The following is a 15,872-nucleotide window of genomic DNA, read 5'->3' on the forward strand; positions in this document are numbered from 1 at the left end:
GTGGGCGCCGGACACGGCGGAGGGCTGTCCGCGGCGTACGTACCCGGCGACAGCCCGGTGCACCGGCTGGAGCCGCACACCAAGCTCGTCGCCGTCCTCGCCTTCGCCCTGGTCGTGGTGGCCACCCCGGTGGACGCCGGCTGGGCTCCGGTGGCCTACGCCGGGTTCCTGCTCCTGCTGCTGACCGTCGCCGCGGTGGCCCGGGTGCGGCCGGGCCGGCTGCTGCGGGGCCTGGTGGTGGAGGTGCCCTTCGTCTTCTTCGCCGTCCTCCTGCCGTTCGTCTCCCGCGGCCCACGCACCGACGTGCTCGGGCTGTCGCTGTCCGACAGCGGGCTCGCCGCCGGCGGCAGCATCCTGGCCAAGGCGACCCTGTCGGTGCTGGCCGCGACCCTGCTCGCCGCCACCACCGATGCCCGCGCCCTGCTGCGCGGGCTGGAGCGGCTGCGGCTGCCCACGGTGCTGGTCCAGATCCTCAGCTTCATGATCAGGTACACCGACGTCGTCGGTGGCGAGCTGCGCCGGATGCGGGTGGCCCGGGAGTCCCGCGGGTTCCGGGGCCGCCACCTCGGGGCGCTCAAGGTCCTCGGCCCGGCCGCCGGCTCGCTGTTCATCCGCTCCTACGAGCGCGGTGAGCGGGTGCACCTGGCGATGCTGTCCCGGGGCTACACCGGGCGGCTGCCCGGCGGGCCAGTCGCGGTCGTCGGCGGGCGCGCCTGGGCGACCGCGCTCAGCCTCCCCCTGGCTGCGGTCGCCGTGCTGGCGGCGGGTTCACTCTTGGGGTGAGCACCTCCGCCCCCTCGTTGCTGGTCGACGACCTGGCGTTCGCCTACCCCGACGGGCACCAGGCGCTCTACGGCGTGGACCTGCGACTGGAGCCCGGCGAGCGGGTCGCGCTGCTGGGGCCCAACGGGGCGGGCAAGACGACGCTGGTGCTGCACCTCAACGGCATCCTGCGTGGTGGCCGCGGCCGGGTGGAGGTGGCCGGGCTGCCGGTCGAGGACCGGAACCTGCAGGAGGTCCGGCGCCGGGTGGGGATCGTCTTCCAGGACCCGGACGACCAGCTGTTCATGCCCACGGTCGGCGAGGACGTCGCCTTCGGCCCCCGCAACCTCGGCCTGCCCGAGCCCGAGGTCGCCCGGCGGGTGGCCGACGCCCTGGCCGCGGTCGACATGGCCGACGCCGTCGACCGCGCGCCGCACCACCTCTCCTTCGGCCAGCGCCGGCGCGTCGCCGTCGCGACGGTGCTGTCGATGCAGCCCGAGGTGCTGGTGCTCGACGAGCCCAGCAGCAACCTCGACCCGGCCGGCCGACGCGAGCTCGCCGAGGTGCTGCAGGCGCTGTCGATCACGCTGCTGATGGTCACCCACGACCTGCCCTACGCCCTCCAGCTCTGCCCCCGGTCGGTCGTGCTGGACGGCGGGGTGGTGGTCGCCGACGGCACGACCCGCGAGCTGCTGGCCGACCCGGGGCTGCTGGCCGCACACCGGCTGGAACTGCCCTTCGGCTTCGACCCCCGCGCCGTCGGCTGACCGGCGGTCACCGATGCCCGAGCCGTCCCCCGATCTGCCGGTACCCGACTTCGCCAAGGTCTTCGACGAGGCCCCCGCGCCGTTCCTGCTGCTCACCCCGGACCTGGTCATCGTGCACGCGAACCGGGCCCGGCTGGAGGCGACCGCGACCACCCTCGAGGACACCGTCGGCCGGCATCTGTTCGACGTGTTCCCGCTCAACCCCGCCGACCCGGCGGCCGACGGCGTGGCGAACCTGGGCGCCTCGCTGGCCGAGGCCCGGGACACCCGCCGGCCGGTCACCATGCCCATCCAGAAGTACGACATCCCGATGCCCGACGGCAGCTGGACGGAGCGCTTCTGGAGCCCGCGGAACGTGCCGATCCTTGACGACGACGGCGAGGTCGTCCTGCTGCTGCACCGCTCGGACGACATCACCGAGTACATCCGGGACCGCGACGAGGCGCGGCAGGCGGCCGAGCGCGGCCAGGTCCGGGTCGAGCAGGTGGAGAGCGACCTCTTCGCCCGCACCCGGGAGCTCGAGCAGTACAACGCCGCGCTCCAGCTCAGCAGCGAGCGGGAGCGGCGCACCGCCCGCTCCCTCGCCGGGCTGGCGACGACCGTCTCCGCCCTGGCCACCGCCGAGACGACGGCCGGGCTGCTGCACCGGCTGTTCGAACAGGGCCGGTCGGCGCTGGGTGCCAGTGCCGCCTCGGTCGTCCTGCCCACGCCCGACGGGCAGGGCCTGACCCTCACCGAGGACCGCGGCAGCCGGTTGCTCTCCGCGGACGTACCGCCGGACTCACCGTTGCCGATGGCCCGCGCCGCGGTGCACGGCGAGCGGGTGCTCATCGAGGACACCGAGGCCGACCGGCCCGGGCACCCCGACGCCGTCCGTCTCCTCCAGGGTCTGGACACCCGCTCGTGGGCCGCCCTGCCGCTGCGGTCGGGCGGACGACTGCTGGGCTCCTGGACGATCGGCTGGGCCGGCCCCCGGGAGTTCGACGACGACGACGTCCGGGTGCTGGAGGCCCACGCGGCCCAGTGCGGACAGGCGGTCGAGCGGGTGGCCCGGCTGGAGGCCGAGCGCCGGCGGGCGACGGCGACCCGCAGCCTGGCGGAGGCCTTGCAGCGGTCGCTGCTCACCGCTCCCCCGCAGCCGCCCGGCCTGCGCATCGCGGTGCGCTACCGGCCCGCGGCGCAGGAGGCGCAGGTCGGCGGCGACTGGTACGACGCCTTCCTCACCCCCGGCGGCGCCACCACCCTGGTCGTCGGCGACGTCACCGGCCACGACCGGACCGCGGCGGCCGTGATGGCCCAGTTGCGCAACCTGCTGCGGGGCATCGCTCACTCCCTGGACGCGCCACCCGCCCCGGTGCTGACCGCCCTCGACCGTGCCCAGCAGGGTCTCGGGGTGACCACCCTGGTCACCGCGGTGCTCGCCCGGGTCGAGCAGGGCCCGGGCGACGGGGAGCGCCGGCTCCGCTGGTCCAACGCGGGACACCCACCGCCGCTCATCGTGCGGGCGGACGGGACGCCGGAGCTGCTGGAACGACCGCACGACCTGCTGCTGGGCGTGGACCCCGACCGGCTCCGCACCGAGCACGTCCTCGAACTGCACCCCGGCGACACCGTCGTGCTGTACACCGACGGCCTGGTGGAGCACCGCCGGTCGACGCTGGACGACGGCCTGGCCCGCCTGGTCGCCGCCGCGCGGGAACTGGCCGGCCGGCCGGTCGAGGAGCTGTGCGACGCGCTGCTGACCCGGATGGCCCCCGAGCACGCCGACGACGTCGCGCTGCTCGCCCTGCGCGTCGATCCCGCCTGAACCGTTCCCTCAGGCGATGCCCCCCGTCGTCAGGCGTTGCCGACGAGTGCCTCGGCGAACGCCTCCGGCTCGAACGGCGCCAGGTCGTCGGGGCCCTCGCCCAGCCCGATCAGCTTCACCGGGATGCCCAGCTCACGCTGCACGGCCACCACGATGCCGCCCTTGGCGGTGCCGTCGAGCTTGGTGAGGACGACGCCGGTGACCTCGACCGCCTCGGTGAACACCCGGGCCTGCACCACCCCGTTCTGACCGGTGGTGGCGTCGAGCACCAGCAGCACCTCGTCGACCGGCCCGTGCTTCTCCACGACCCGCTTGACCTTGCCGAGCTCGTCCATCAGGCCGGACTTGGTGTGCAGCCGCCCCGCGGTGTCGACCAGGACGGCGTCCACCTCGGCCTCGGTGCCGGTGCGGACGGCCTCGAAGGCGACCGACGCCGGGTCACCACCCTCGCGGCCGCGGACGGTGAGCACCCCGACCCGCTCGCCCCAGGTCTCCAGCTGGTCGGCGGCGGCCGCGCGGAAGGTGTCGGCGGCACCGAGGACCACGCTCTTCCCGTCGCCCACCAGCACGCGGGCGATCTTGCCGACCGTCGTCGTCTTCCCGGCGCCGTTCACCCCGACGACCAGGACCACGGCAGGGCGCCCGTCGTGCCGGGACGTGCGCAGGGTGCGGTCCATGTCCGGGCCCAGGACGGCGGTGAGCTCCCGGACGACCAGGTCGCGCAGCTGCAGGCCCGAGGCGGTCGCGAGCACCAGGCTCTGGGTGCGCAGCCGGTTCACGATCTGGGTGGTGGCGGCGACGCCGACGTCGGCGGCCAGGAGCGTCTCCTCGACCTCCTCCCAGTCGTCCTCGGTGAGCTTCTCCCGGGCCAGCACGGTGAGCAGGCCGCGGCCCAGCGAGGACTGCGAGCGGGCCAGCCGCGAACGCAGCCGGATGAGCCGGCCGGCCGAGGGGGGCGGGGTCTCGAAGACCAGACCCGGCTCCGGCTCCGCCGGCGGCAGGTCGACGACGATCTCCGGCTCGGCCCGCGCGGGAGCCGGTGGTCCGGTGTAGAGGTCGGCCGCGGTGGCCCCCGACGACGGGTCCGGGGCGTTCGGCGGGCGGGTGAGCGTGGTGCCGAGCGCGTCATCGGCGTCCAGGCGGGTGGTGCGCCGGCCGCGGCCGACGAGCAGGCCGACCCCGAGGACCAGGGCGACGACGAGGATCGCTATCGCGATCAGCACGAACTCCATGCCGACAGTCTCCCAGGATCATGCGGCAGGCTGTGCCCCATGCCCGAGACCGTCGACACCCGGCCGCTCCTGCTGCTCGGGCCGCTCCTGCGCCACGTCGACCCGGTGTCGGCCACCATCTGGGTGGAGACCGACCGCCGCTGCGAGGTGGAGGTGCTGGGCCGGCGGGCCCGCACGTTCTGCGTCAACGGCCACCACTACGCCCTCGTCGTCGTCGAGGGTCTGGAGCCGGGCAGCAGCACGCCCTACGAGGTGCACCTGGACGGCCAGCAGGTCTGGCCGACGTCGCAGTCCAGCACCCCGCCGAGCCGGATCCGCACGACCGGGGGCCCGGGCCCCTTCCGGCTGGCCTTCGGCTCCTGCCGCTACGCCACGCCCACCTCGGTCGACCTGCGCGACGGCATCCCACCGGACGCGCTGGACAGCTATGCCCGCCGGCTGCTGGAGCTGGCCGAGGACCAGTGGCCCGACGCCCTGGTCCTGCTGGGCGACCAGGTGTACGCCGACGAGGTGACCCCGGCGACGAAGGAGTGGATGGCCTCCCGCCGGGACCTGTCCCAGCCGCCCGGTGCCCAGGCCGCGGACTTCGAGGAGTACAGCCGGCTCTACGCCGAGTCCTGGGGCGACCCGGAGGTCCGCTGGCTGCTGTCGACGATCCCGTCCTCGATGGTCTTCGACGACCACGAGATGATCGACGACTGGAACACCTCGGCCGCCTGGCGCGCCGAGGTCACCCCCACCGAGTGGTGGCACAAGCGGATCTGTGGCGGGCTGGTCAGCTACTGGGTGTACCAGCACCTGGGCAACCTCTCGCCGAACGAGCTGGCCGAGAACGAGACCTGGCAGGCGATCCAGCAGCGCGCCGGCGGCTCGGACGACGCCGGCCCGATGCTGGACGAGATGGCCCGGGCCGCCGACACGGAGCCGGAGACGGTGCGCTGGAGCTACGTGCGGCACTGGGGGTCGACCCGGCTGATCATGGTCGACACCCGCGCCGGCCGGGCGCTGGACGAGCACGACCGCAAGATCGTCGACGACTTCGAGTTCGACTGGGTCGACGCCGCGGTGCGCCGGTCGGTGGAGGACGGCGTCGAGCACCTGCTCATCGGCACCTCGCTGCCCTGGCTGCTGCCGCACTCGGTGCACGACATCGAGCGGTGGAACGAGACGCTGTCGGTGCGCCACCACGGCAGGCCACTGGGCCGGCTGATGGAGAAGCTGCGGCAGGGGGCCGACCTGGAGCACTGGGCGGCGTTCGGGCAGTCCTTCGAGCGGCTGGGGCGGACCCTGGTCGCCGCCGCACGCGGCGAGCTGGGGCACCCGCCGACCACGGCGCTGGTGCTGTCCGGCGACGTCCACCACGCCTACGCCGCCGAGCTGGTGAACCCCGGGGACCTGGCCACCCGGGTGCACCAGCTGACCGTGTCGCCGCTGCACAACCAGGCGCCGCACGCCATCGAGATCGGCTTCAAGGTCGGCTGGAGCCGCTGGGCGCGGGTGGTGACCGGCGGGCTGCGCGCGCTCGCCCGGGTCGAGAGCAGCCCGCTGCAGTGGCGCAAGCAGGCCGGGCCCTTCTTCGGCAACGAGCTGGGCGAGCTGCTGCTCGAGGGCCGGGACGCCCGGTTCTTGCTCTGGGCGACCAGCCGGGACGACGACGGCACCGAGCACTTCACCCAGGTCCTGGACACCCGGCTGTCATGACCGCGTCTGCCGCCGATCCGAGCCGGCCTTCGACGAGGGTGCGGCTGGTGAGCTTCAACGTCCACCACGGCGTGGGCGCCGACGGCAGGCACGACCTGCCCCGGCTCGCCCAGGTCCTGGCGGCCGCCGACGCCGACGTCGTCTGCCTGCAGGAGGTCGATCGGCACTTCGGCGACCGCAGCGAGCACGTCGACCAGGCGCTGCTGCTGTCCCGTGCGCTGGACATGGAGCTGGCGTGGGGGCCCTCGATCGACGAGCCGGGCGGCGGCACCGATCGCCGGCAGTACGGCAACGCGCTGCTCTCCCGGCTGCCGCTGCTGGGCTCCGAACTGCACCGGCTGCCCGGGGAGGGTGAGCCACGCAGTGCGCTGCGCACGCAGGTCCAGCTGGCCGGCGGGGAGCTGTGGGTGACCACGACGCACCTGTCCAGCCGGTCCGCGGAGGACCGGACCGTGCAGGCCGCCGCCGTCGCCGGGCTGCACACCGACCCGCGGGCGGCGGTGCTGGTCGGCGATCTCAACGCCGACGCCGGCGCCCCGGAGCTGGCGGCGCTGCGCGAGCGCCTCAGCGACGCTTGGGAGCTGGCGGCCGAGCGCAGCGACCAGTCCGGGCGGTTCTCGCTGCACGCGCGCCAGGGGCTGACCCACCCCGCCCGCCGTCCGCGGGTGCGGATCGACCAGGTCTGGGTGTCGGCGGGCGTGACGGTGACCGGTGCCCGGGTGCTGGACGCCGCGGGGGCGTCGGACCACCACCCCCTGCTGGTCGAGCTGGACGTGCCGGTGACCGGCTGATCAGGAGGCCTGCAGCTCGCGCAGCCGCTGGCTGATCACCCCGGTGATGCCGTCGCCGCGCATGCTCACGCCGTAGAGCGCGTCGGCGATCTCCATGGTCCGCTTCTGGTGGGTGATCACGATTAGCTGCGAGGTGTCCCGGAGCTGCTCGATCAGGGTGAGCAGCCGGCCGAGGTTGACGTCGTCCAGCGCCGCCTCGACCTCGTCCAGCACGTAGAACGGCGAGGGCCGGGCGCGGAAGATGGCGACGAGCAGCGCCACGGCGGTCAGCGACCGCTCGCCGCCGGACAGCAGGGACAGCCGCTTCACCTTCTTGCCCGGCGGGCGGGCCTCCACCTCCACGCCGGTGGTCAGCAGGTTCTCCGGGTCGGTGAGGAAGATCCGCCCCTCCCCGCCGGGGAACAGCGTGGCGAACACCTGCTCGAACTCCCGCTGGGTGTCGGCGAAGGCCTCGGCGAACACCTGGTGGATGCGGGCGTCGACCTCGCGGACCACGGTGAGCAGGTCACGGCGGGTGGCCTTGAGGTCCTCGAGCTGGGTGGCCAGGAAGGTGTGCCGCTCCTCCAGGGCCGCGAACTCCTCCAGCGCCAGCGGGTTCACCTTGCCCAGCGCGGCGAGGTCCCGCTCGGCCCGCGCCGCCCGGCGCTCCTGCGCGCTGCGGTCGTAGGGCACCGGCTGGGGCTCGGGCTCCCCCGCCGCCTCCGCCGCGGCGAGCTGCGCCTGGGTCGGGGCCACCTGTGCGGCCGGCCCGTACTCGGCGAGCAGGGTCGGCAGGTCGACGCCGTACTCCTCGGCTGCCCGGGACTCCAGCGCCTCGATCCGCAGCCGCTGCTCGGCGCGGGCCACCTCGTCGCGGTGCACCTCGTCGGTGAGCCGGTCGAGCTCCGCGGTGTGCTCGCGCACCCGGGCCCGGACCACCAGCAGCTCGGCCTCCCGCCCGGTGCGCGCCTCGGCCAGGGCATCGCGTTCGGCGGCCGCGCGGGCGAGTGAGGTCGCCAGGTGGGTGAGCGCCTCCTCGGCGCCGGCCCGCACCTCGGCAGCCACCCGGGCACCGCGCTCGCGGGCGACCCGGGCGGCGGCGGCCCGCTCGCGCGCCGCCCGCTCCTGCCGGGCCTGCCGGCGCAGCGACTCGGCCCGGCCGGCCAGCGACCGGGCCCGCTCCTCGGCCGTGCGCACCGCCAGCCGGGCCTCGGTCTCGGCCTGCCGGGCAGCGGTCGCCTCGGCGCGCAGCCGGTCGCGCTCGTCGGTCGCGGGCTCCTCCTCCATCGGCGCGGCCTCGGCTGCGGCCAGCCGCTCCTCCAGCTCCACCAGCCCGGCGACGGCCTGCTCGCGCGCCTGCTCGGCGCGCACCCGGGCGGCGTCCAGCCGCTCGGCCTCGGCCACGGCCGACCGCGCCGCGGCACCGAGCTCGGCGAGCTCGGCGGCGGCGGCCGAGCGGGCCCGGTCGCCGGCCTGCCGGGCGGTGAGCGCGGCGTCGACGTCGGCCGAGCGGGCGGTGGCGGCCTCGCGGGCCCGGGCCAGCTCGTCGGCCAGCCGGACGGCGTGCGCGGCCGCCCGGTCGAGCTCGGCGGCGGCCTCGTCGACCCGCGCGCGCACTTCCAGCCCCGAGGGGGCGTTGACCTGGCCGCCCACCGACCAGTCGGCGCCCAGCAGGTCCCCGGTGTCGGTGACCGCCCGGACGCGGGGGTGGGTGCGCACGAGGGAGACGGCGGCCGGCAGGTCGGGGACGACGGCGACCCGCTCCAGCGCCCGGGCCAGCGCCGGCGCGAGCTCGGCGGGGGCCTCGACCAGGTCGAGGGCCCAGCGGGCGCCGGCGGGCAGCTCGGGCCAGCCGTCCCGGGAGACCGCCGGGAGCCCGCCGGTGACCAGCAGGCCCGCGCGACCCCCGTCGTTGCGCGCCAGGTGGGTGAGCACCGCGGCCGCCTGCTCGACCCCGGCGACCACGACCGCGTCGGCCATCCCACCGAGGGCGGCGGCCAGCGCGACCTCGGCCCCGGGCTGGACGGTCAGCCGGTCGGGCACCGGGCCCAGCACCCCGGGCAGGGCGGCAGCGAGCACCGCGGCGGCGCCGTCGGCCGGTGCCAGACCGAGGGCGAGGGCGTCGCGGCGCGCCTGCCAGCCGGCCCGGTCCCGCTCGGCGGCGCGCTCGGCCGCGGCGAGCTCGGTGACCGCCCGGGCGGCCTCGCTGTGCGCGGTGACGGCGGCGGCGTGCGCGGCGGCCAGCCCCTCGTCCCCGCCGGCGTCCGCGCTCAGTTCGTCGCGCCGGGCGGTCAGCCGGTCGGTGGCGACCTCCGCCCGGTCGGCGGCCTCCGTCGCGGCCGCGGCCAGCCGCTCGATCTCGGCCTCCCCGGCCGCGGCGCGGGACCTCCCCGCGGCCACCTGCCCGGAGAGGCGGGCCAACTGCTCCCGCCGGTCGGCCAGTGCCCGAGCGGCGGCGACCAGCGCCCGTTCGGCCTCGGCCAGCGCCGTCTCGACCTCCCCGCGGACGGCCACGGCGGTGTCCAGCCGGGCCCGCTCGGCCTCCAGGGAGGCGGCCAGCTCACGCTCGGTGGCGTCGACCCGGTCCGCCTCGGCGTCCAGCTGGTCGGGGTCCCGGCCCCCGGGGGCGGCGGCAGGGACCGCAGCGAGGTGGCGGTGCCGCTCGGCGGCGAGCTGGGCGACGCTGCGGAACCGCTCGGCGAGCGTGGACAGCCGGAACCAGCTGTCCTGGGCGGCGGCCAGCACCGGGGCGTCGGCGGCGAGCTGACGTTCCAGCGCCGACTCCTTGCCGGCGGCCCCGCCCAGCGCCGTCTCGACGGTGGCCCGCCGGGCGCGGGCCGCGGTCTCGTCGGCGATGTCGGCGTCCAGTGCGTCGCGCAGGTCGACCAGGTCGTCGGCGAGCAGCCGCAACCGGGCGTCGCGCAGGTCGGCCTGGACCCCGGCGGCGCGGCGGGCGACCTCCGCCTGCCGGCCCAGCGGCTTTAGCTGGCGGCGCAGCTCGGCGGTGAGGTCGCCGAGGCGGTCGAGGTTGGCCTGCATCGCGTCGAGCTTGCGGAGCGCCTTCTCCTTGCGCTTGCGGTGCTTCAGGACGCCGGCGGCCTCCTCGACGAAGGCCCGCCGGTCCTCCGGGCGGCCGGACAGCACGGCGTCCAGCTGCCCCTGGCCGACGATGACGTGCATCTCCCGGCCGATGCCGGAGTCGCTGAGCAGCTCCTGGACGTCGAGCAGCCGCACCTTGTCGCCGTTGATCTCGTACTCGCTCTCCCCGGAGCGGTACATGCGGCGGGTGATCGAGACCTCGGTGTAGTCGATCGGCAGGGCGCCGTCGGCGTTGTCGATCGTGAGCGTCACCTCGGCGCGGCCCAGCGCCGGGCGGCCGGCGGTGCCGGCGAAGATGACGTCCTCCATCTTGCCGCCGCGCAGGCTCTTGGCGCCCTGCTCACCGAGCACCCAGGCGATGGCGTCGACGACGTTGGACTTCCCCGAGCCGTTGGGCCCGACGACGGCGGTGATGCCCCGCTCCAGGCGCAGCGTCGTCGGCGACGCGAAGGACTTGAAGCCCTTGAGCGTCAGGCTGGACAGGTGCACGGTGGAGAGACTCCCGGGGAGGTACGACGGTCCTGCTCAGCGCAGGGCAGCCCCATCCTCACCCACGACACGCCGATCACCCCTCCCGCTGTGCACGGGAGGGGTGGGTGGGACGGAGGTGGTCTACGCGAGGACGGGGTCGGCCGACTCGTGGGCCATGCTGAGCAGCTCGCGGGCGATCGCCGCGTCGCGCTCCTCGCGGAGGTCGGCGAGCTGCGCCTCGAGCCGGCGCACCTTCGCCCGGAGGGCGGCGTTCTCCTCGGCTGCTCGAAGCTCGTGCGGAGCGACGACGGAACCGAACAGGGCCTTGGCCATGGCTCAGCGGCCTTTCACTGCAAAAGGGATGTCCCGTCGCACCGCCGGAGGGCGGTCTGCGCGGGCTGGCGTCCTCAGGGTGACACCAGCCACGACCTGGGTCAACGGCAGTGCGGGGGCGTCACCGTGTCGGGGGGATGTCGCCTTCGTCACCCCACGGTGAAGTCCGGCACCTCGCGCACGTCCTCGTCCCGGTGTTCCACCGCGGTCACCGAACCCGGGGCGCGCGGCCCGGAGAGCTCGGCGAGCACGGCCCGCACGTCGTCGTCCGGCCCCTCGAGGACCACCTCCACCCGGCCGTCGGGCAGGTTCGTCGCGGACCCGGTCAGCCGGCGCGCGCTCGCCGCCTCGCGCACGAACCAGCGGTAGCCGACGCCCTGCACCTGCCCGTCGACCAGCGCGACCACCCGCCGCGGCGTGCTCATCGGGCCGAGCGGGCGCGCGGTCGGGGCTGGCACTGCGGGCAGCTGTAGCTGGACCGGTTCATGAAGGACTCCCGGCGGATCGGGGTGCCACACCGTGGACACGGGCGGTCCACCTGGCCGTACACGGCCAGGTGCCGGGAGAAGTACCCGCTCTGCCCGTTGACGTCGACGTAGAGCGAGTCGAAGGAGGTACCGCCCTGCGCCAGGCTCTCGCCGAGCACGTCGCGCACCCCCTCCAGCAGGTCGCTCACTTGGGCGCGGGTGAGCTTGTCGGTGGACCGGGCGCCGTGCAGCCGGGCCCGCCACAGCGACTCGTCGGCGTAGATGTTGCCCACCCCGCCGATCAGCGTCTGGTCGAGCAGTGCCCGCTTGACCTCGGTGTGCCGGCGGCGGAGGGCGGCGCTGAAGGCGTCGACGTCGAACCCGGGGTCCAGGGGGTCGGTGGCGATGTGCGCCAGCCGCGCCGGGAGCCCGTCACCCGGGGCCTCCTCGACCGCCAGCCCACCGAAGGTCCGCTGGTCGACGAAGCGCAGTTCCCGGCCGCCGTCGGTGAACCGGAACCTGGCCCGCAGGTGCACCTCGTCGGGCTCGGCGGGCTTCTCCACCAGCAGCTGGCCGCTCATGCCCAGGTGGGCGACGAGGGCCCGCCCGGACGGCGCGCCGTCCGGCTCGGCCAGCGGCAGCCAGAGGTACTTGCCGCGACGGTGTGCGGCGGTGAGCGTCCGGCCGGTGAGCGCGGCGACGAAGTGCTCGGCTCCCTCCAGGTGCCGGCGCACCGCGCGGGGATGGTGCACCTCGACCTGACGGACAGTCCGGCCGGCGACCCAGCGTTCCAGGCCCCGGCGGACGACCTCGACCTCAGGCAGCTCCGGCACGGCTCAGTCCCGCGTCGGTCCGCCGTCGGCCGACAGGGCGCGCCAGGCCGTCTCGGCGGCCTCCTGCTCGGCGGCCTTCTTCGTCTTGCCTGCCCCCGATCCGCGCACCTCACCGGCCAGCAGCACGGCGGCGGTGAAGGTCTTGGCGTGGTCGGGACCCTCGTCCTCCACCTCGTAGACCGGTGCGCCCAGCCCCCGGGACGCGCCGAGCTCCTGGAGGCTGGTCTTCCAGTCCAGGCCCGCGCCGCGGGTGGCCGACTCGGCCAGCAACGGGTCGAACAGCCGGTGCACGACCGTCGCCGCGGTGTCCAGCCCCTGACCGAGGTGGACCGCACCGATCAGCGCCTCGAGCGCGTCGGCGAGGATCGAGTCCTTCTCCCGGCCGCCGGTGGCCTGTTCACCCCGGCCCAGCAGCAGGTGCGGCCCGATGCCCCCGTCGCCGAGGGACCGGGAGACGCGGGCCAGCGAGGTCATGTTGACCACCGAGGCACGCAGCTTCGCCAGCTGCCCCTCGGGCAGGTCGGGGTGGCTGCGGTACAGCTCGTCGGTGACCACCAGGCCGAGCACCGAGTCGCCGAGGAACTCCAGGCGTTCGTTGGTCGGCAGCCCACCGTTCTCGTAGGCGTAGGAGCGGTGGGTCAGGGCCAGCGCGAGCAGCTCACCGGAGAGCTCGAGGCCCAGCGCGTCGAGCAGCCAACCGGCCGCCCGCTCGGCGTGTGCGGCACCGCCCGCGGGCGCACGGACACCGGCGTCCTGGGCCCCGGGCTCCCCGGAGAGGGAGTCCGGCACCGAGGACGCCGGTGCGCTGGTCGTCTGCGCCACGCTGGAGCTGCGCGGGTCAGACCGAGAGGACCTGGCGACCGTCGTGCTGGCCGCAGGTGGGGCACGCCTGGTGCGGCGGCTTGAGCTCACGGCAGGCCGCGTTGGGGCAGGGCGCCAGCGTGGGGGCCGTGGCCTTCCACTGCGACCGGCGAGCACGGGTGTTGCTCCGGGACATCTTCCTCTTCGGAACGGCCACGGTCAGTTCTCCTCTGGGTCGGTGCGGTGGGTGGACCCCGGCTGGGGTCCGGCCGCGCTGTCGGTCGGTTCGGCACTGTCGGCCGTCTCGGTGAACCGGGCTGCGAGCCCTGCCCACCGGGGGTCGAGCACCTCGTGGGAGTGGTCGGCAGGGAGGTCGTCGAGCCGCTCGCCGCAGTCGACGCACAGGCCGGCACAGTCGGGCCGGCAGGTGGGCGACAACGGCAGGGTGAGGACGACGGTGTCACGGACCAGCGGAGCGAGGTCGAGCCGGTCGCCGTCGATGCGGCGCACCTCGTCCTCGCCGCTGGTGGCCTCGGTGGTGCTGCCCGCGTAGGCGTACAGCTCCTGGACGTCGAGCGTCAGGGTGTCCTCGACCGGCTCGAGGCAGCGGGCGCACTGGCCGGTGACCGGCAGCTCGACCTGGCCGCTGACCAGGACGCCCTCCATCACCGACTCCAGGCGCAGGCGGAGCTCGACCGGAGCGCCCTGGGGGACCCCGATCATCTCCACACCCCAGCCGCTCAGGGCCGGGAGGGTCTTCTCCCACTCGCGCATCGAGCCGGCGCGGCGACCGAGCTCCCGGAGGTCGACCTTCCAGGCCTTCTCGGCGGCCTTCTCGGCCGGCGTGGGGAGCGGCTTGTCGACGGGGTCGCCGACCGGACGCCGGACGTCGGTGGACGCAGCGTCGGAGGACGGCCCCGTGGAGCGCGCAGAGGAAGCAGGCATGTCGGTACTCGTCGTCGTCGATGGTGGGGGCGCCGGCGCGGGGCCCGCGCCGGACGGGCACGCGGGACGGCAACAGCCGGACAGACGTCCAGCCTACCCGATCCCCCGGTCCGCCCTTCCCGGTCAGGGGGTGGGCGGAGCGGTCACGGGCTGCGGAGGTTGTCCCGGGCCTTGTCCACCGAACGTGCCATGTGCGCCAGGGTGTTCCCGAAGTCGGCCAGCCGGCTGTCGACGTAGTCGTCGACCTCGGCCCGCATCCGGGCCACCTCGGCCACGGTCTGGGCACCGAGCTCGTCGGCCCGGTCGACCGCGGTGCGGTACACCTCGGTCTCGGTGAGCAGCCGCTCGTGCTCGGCCTGGCCGGCGGCGATCAGCTCGGCACGCTGCTCCTGGCCGTCCTGCACCAGCTGGTCGCGCAGCCGGCGGGCCTCGGCGAGCAGCTCCTCGGCCTCCTCCTCGGCCTGGGCCAGCAGCTCGTCGGCCTGGGCCTGCGCCTCGGTGAGGATCTCGTCCCGCTGGCGGCGGGCGGTGCCGACCAGCTCCTCCCGCTGCCGGCGGGCGGCCACGACGACCTGCTCGCTCTCGCTGCGGGTGCGTCCGGTGAGCCGCTCGGCCTCGGCCTGCGCCTGCTGCAGGATCTCGGCGCGCTGCTCGACGATCGCCCCGGCCTGCTGGACCTCCTCGGGGAGGTTCTCCCGGAGGTCGTCGAGCAGGTCGAGCAGGTGGTCGCGCGGCACCATGCAGGAGCTGGACATCGGCACGCTGCGGGCGTTCTCGATGACCGTCGTCAGCTCGTCGACGGTCTCGTAGAGCCGGTACACGACCTCCGTCACGACTGCCTTCCCTTCGTCTGGGCCACCAGCCGGTCGTTGACCGCCTTGGGGACCAGGGACGACACGTCGCCGCCGAAGCGGGCGATCTGCTTGACCAGGCTGGAGGACAGGTGCCCGACCTGGGGTGCGGTGGGCACGAACAGCGTCTCGACCGCGGCGAGCTCACGGTTCATCTGGGCCATCTGCAGCTCGTACTCGAAGTCACCGACGGCCCGCAGGCCCTTGACGATGACCGGGATCTCGTTGGCCAGGCAGTAGTCGACCAGCAGCCCCTCGAAGCTGTCGACCGTGACGTTGGGCAGGTCGACGACCGCCTCGCGCAGCAGCGACATCCGCTCGTCGACGTCGAACAGGCCCGCCTTGCCGGGGTTGACCAGCACCGCGACGACCAGCTCGTCGTACAGGCCGGCGGCGCGCGCGATCACATCGACATGGCCGTTGGTGACCGGGTCGAACGAACCGGGACAGACCGCTCGCCTCACGACAAGCGACCGTACCGGAGCACCGCCTCTCCGTACCGCCGATCACGCAGTCCGTCGAAGGGTGTCGGCCACGCGAAGGGGTGGTCGCGGCTGGACCGCTCCACCACGACGACGGCGTCCGGGGCCAGCCACCCCCCTCCGACCAGCGAACCGAGCACGCCCAGCACCTCCTCGTCGGGCGTGGAGTAGGGCGGGTCGGCGAACACCAGGTCGAAGGCGGCCGAGGGCCGACCCCCGACGACCGTCGGCACGCTGCCGGGCAGCACCACGGCACCGGGCAGCCCGACGGCGGCGATGTTCGCGCGCAGCACCGGCAGCACCCCGCCCCCGGACTCGACGAAGACCGCCTCCGCCGCCCCACGCGACAGCGCCTCCAGCCCGAGCGCACCGGAGCCCGCGTAGAGGTCGAGCACCCGGACGCCCTCGACGTCCAGCAGCGACCCGAGGGAGTTGAACAGACCCTCCCGGGCGCGGTCGCCGGTGGGCCTGACCCCGGTGCGGGGGACCTTGAGCCGGCGGCCACCCGCGACCCCTGCGATCAGCCGCGTCATGCCCTCGGCCGCCTGCAG

Annotated in this window: 16 protein-coding genes; 5 read left to right on the forward strand and 11 right to left on the reverse strand. The window is 75.1% G+C overall.

Annotation, left to right across the window (positions count from 1 at the left end):
- The 3 genes from cbiQ to O2W53_RS22450 are packed head-to-tail and all read left to right on the forward strand — an operon-like array spanning position 1 to position 3,336.
- Positions 1–783 (forward strand): cobalt ECF transporter T component CbiQ, encoded by a 783-nt coding sequence (gene cbiQ / locus O2W53_RS22440; RefSeq protein ID WP_269165278.1) that lies wholly within the window; start codon positions 1–3, stop codon positions 781–783.
- The gene (locus tag O2W53_RS22445; RefSeq protein ID WP_269165279.1) at positions 780–1,529 is read left to right on the forward strand and encodes an energy-coupling factor ABC transporter ATP-binding protein; all 750 of its coding nucleotides are present in this window, start codon (positions 780–782) and stop codon (positions 1,527–1,529) included. The genes cbiQ and O2W53_RS22445 overlap by 4 nt, the downstream gene beginning before the upstream one ends.
- A gap of 13 nt (positions 1,530–1,542) precedes the next feature.
- A complete protein-coding gene (locus tag O2W53_RS22450) occupies positions 1,543–3,336 on the forward strand; it encodes a SpoIIE family protein phosphatase (protein WP_269165280.1) in 1,794 nt (597 codons plus the stop codon).
- 29 nt (positions 3,337–3,365) lie between these two features.
- Here O2W53_RS22450 and ftsY read toward each other — a convergent pair whose 3' ends face one another.
- Complete coding sequence (ftsY, locus tag O2W53_RS22455) at positions 3,366–4,568, reverse strand: signal recognition particle-docking protein FtsY (RefSeq protein WP_269165281.1); 1,203 nt, start codon at positions 4,566–4,568, stop codon at positions 3,366–3,368.
- A gap of 39 nt (positions 4,569–4,607) precedes the next feature.
- Here ftsY and O2W53_RS22460 point away from each other — a divergent pair, with 39 nt between their 5' ends.
- Positions 4,608–6,269 (forward strand): alkaline phosphatase D family protein, encoded by a 1,662-nt coding sequence (locus O2W53_RS22460; protein ID WP_269165282.1) that lies wholly within the window; start codon positions 4,608–4,610, stop codon positions 6,267–6,269.
- Positions 6,270–6,316: 47 nt separating this feature from the next.
- Entirely contained in the window at positions 6,317–7,060 is a 744-nt protein-coding gene (locus tag O2W53_RS22465; RefSeq protein WP_269165283.1) for an endonuclease/exonuclease/phosphatase family protein, read from the forward strand.
- Here the strand turns inward: O2W53_RS22465 and smc are convergent, their stop codons facing one another.
- The 10 genes from smc to rsmD all read right to left on the reverse strand — a co-directional run bounded on the left by smc (position 7,061) and on the right by rsmD (position 15,854).
- A complete protein-coding gene (gene smc / locus O2W53_RS22470) occupies positions 7,061–10,627 on the reverse strand; it encodes a chromosome segregation protein SMC (protein ID WP_269165284.1) in 3,567 nt (1,188 codons plus the stop codon). It abuts the gene before it with no gap.
- A gap of 123 nt (positions 10,628–10,750) precedes the next feature.
- Positions 10,751–10,942 carry a hypothetical protein gene (locus O2W53_RS22475; protein WP_269165285.1) on the reverse strand — a complete coding sequence of 64 codons (192 nt, stop codon included), beginning with the start codon at positions 10,940–10,942 and terminating at the stop codon, positions 10,751–10,753.
- A gap of 149 nt (positions 10,943–11,091) precedes the next feature.
- Positions 11,092–11,367, reverse strand: a complete 276-nt coding sequence (locus O2W53_RS22480) for an acylphosphatase (RefSeq protein WP_269165286.1) — start codon at positions 11,365–11,367, stop codon at positions 11,092–11,094.
- On the reverse strand, positions 11,364–12,242 hold the full coding sequence (gene mutM / locus O2W53_RS22485; protein ID WP_269165287.1) for a bifunctional DNA-formamidopyrimidine glycosylase/DNA-(apurinic or apyrimidinic site) lyase: 879 nt from the start codon (positions 12,240–12,242) through the stop codon (positions 11,364–11,366). The genes O2W53_RS22480 and mutM overlap by 4 nt, the downstream gene beginning before the upstream one ends.
- A 3-nt stretch (positions 12,243–12,245) precedes the next feature.
- On the reverse strand, positions 12,246–13,064 hold the full coding sequence (gene rnc / locus O2W53_RS22490) for a ribonuclease III (protein ID WP_269165288.1): 819 nt from the start codon (positions 13,062–13,064) through the stop codon (positions 12,246–12,248).
- A gap of 16 nt (positions 13,065–13,080) precedes the next feature.
- Positions 13,081–13,377 carry a 50S ribosomal protein L32 gene (gene rpmF, locus O2W53_RS24005; RefSeq protein ID WP_442929038.1) on the reverse strand — a complete coding sequence of 99 codons (297 nt, stop codon included), beginning with the start codon at positions 13,375–13,377 and terminating at the stop codon, positions 13,081–13,083.
- Positions 13,263–13,988 (reverse strand): YceD family protein, encoded by a 726-nt coding sequence (locus O2W53_RS22500; protein WP_269165289.1) that lies wholly within the window; start codon positions 13,986–13,988, stop codon positions 13,263–13,265. The genes rpmF and O2W53_RS22500 overlap by 115 nt, the downstream gene beginning before the upstream one ends.
- Before the next feature lie 143 nt (positions 13,989–14,131).
- The gene (locus O2W53_RS22505; RefSeq protein ID WP_269165290.1) at positions 14,132–14,821 is read right to left on the reverse strand and encodes a hypothetical protein; all 690 of its coding nucleotides are present in this window, start codon (positions 14,819–14,821) and stop codon (positions 14,132–14,134) included.
- Complete coding sequence (gene coaD, locus O2W53_RS22510) at positions 14,818–15,303, reverse strand: pantetheine-phosphate adenylyltransferase (RefSeq protein WP_269165291.1); 486 nt, start codon at positions 15,301–15,303, stop codon at positions 14,818–14,820. The genes O2W53_RS22505 and coaD overlap by 4 nt, the downstream gene beginning before the upstream one ends.
- Positions 15,300–15,854, reverse strand: a complete 555-nt coding sequence (gene rsmD / locus O2W53_RS22515) for a 16S rRNA (guanine(966)-N(2))-methyltransferase RsmD (RefSeq protein WP_269165292.1) — start codon at positions 15,852–15,854, stop codon at positions 15,300–15,302. Before rsmD ends, coaD begins: the two co-directional genes overlap by 4 nt.
- Positions 15,855–15,872: the final 18 nt, after the last annotated feature.

This window comes from Modestobacter sp. VKM Ac-2978, assembly GCF_026968025.1.
Taxonomy (GTDB): Bacteria; Actinomycetota; Actinomycetes; order Mycobacteriales; family Geodermatophilaceae; genus Modestobacter.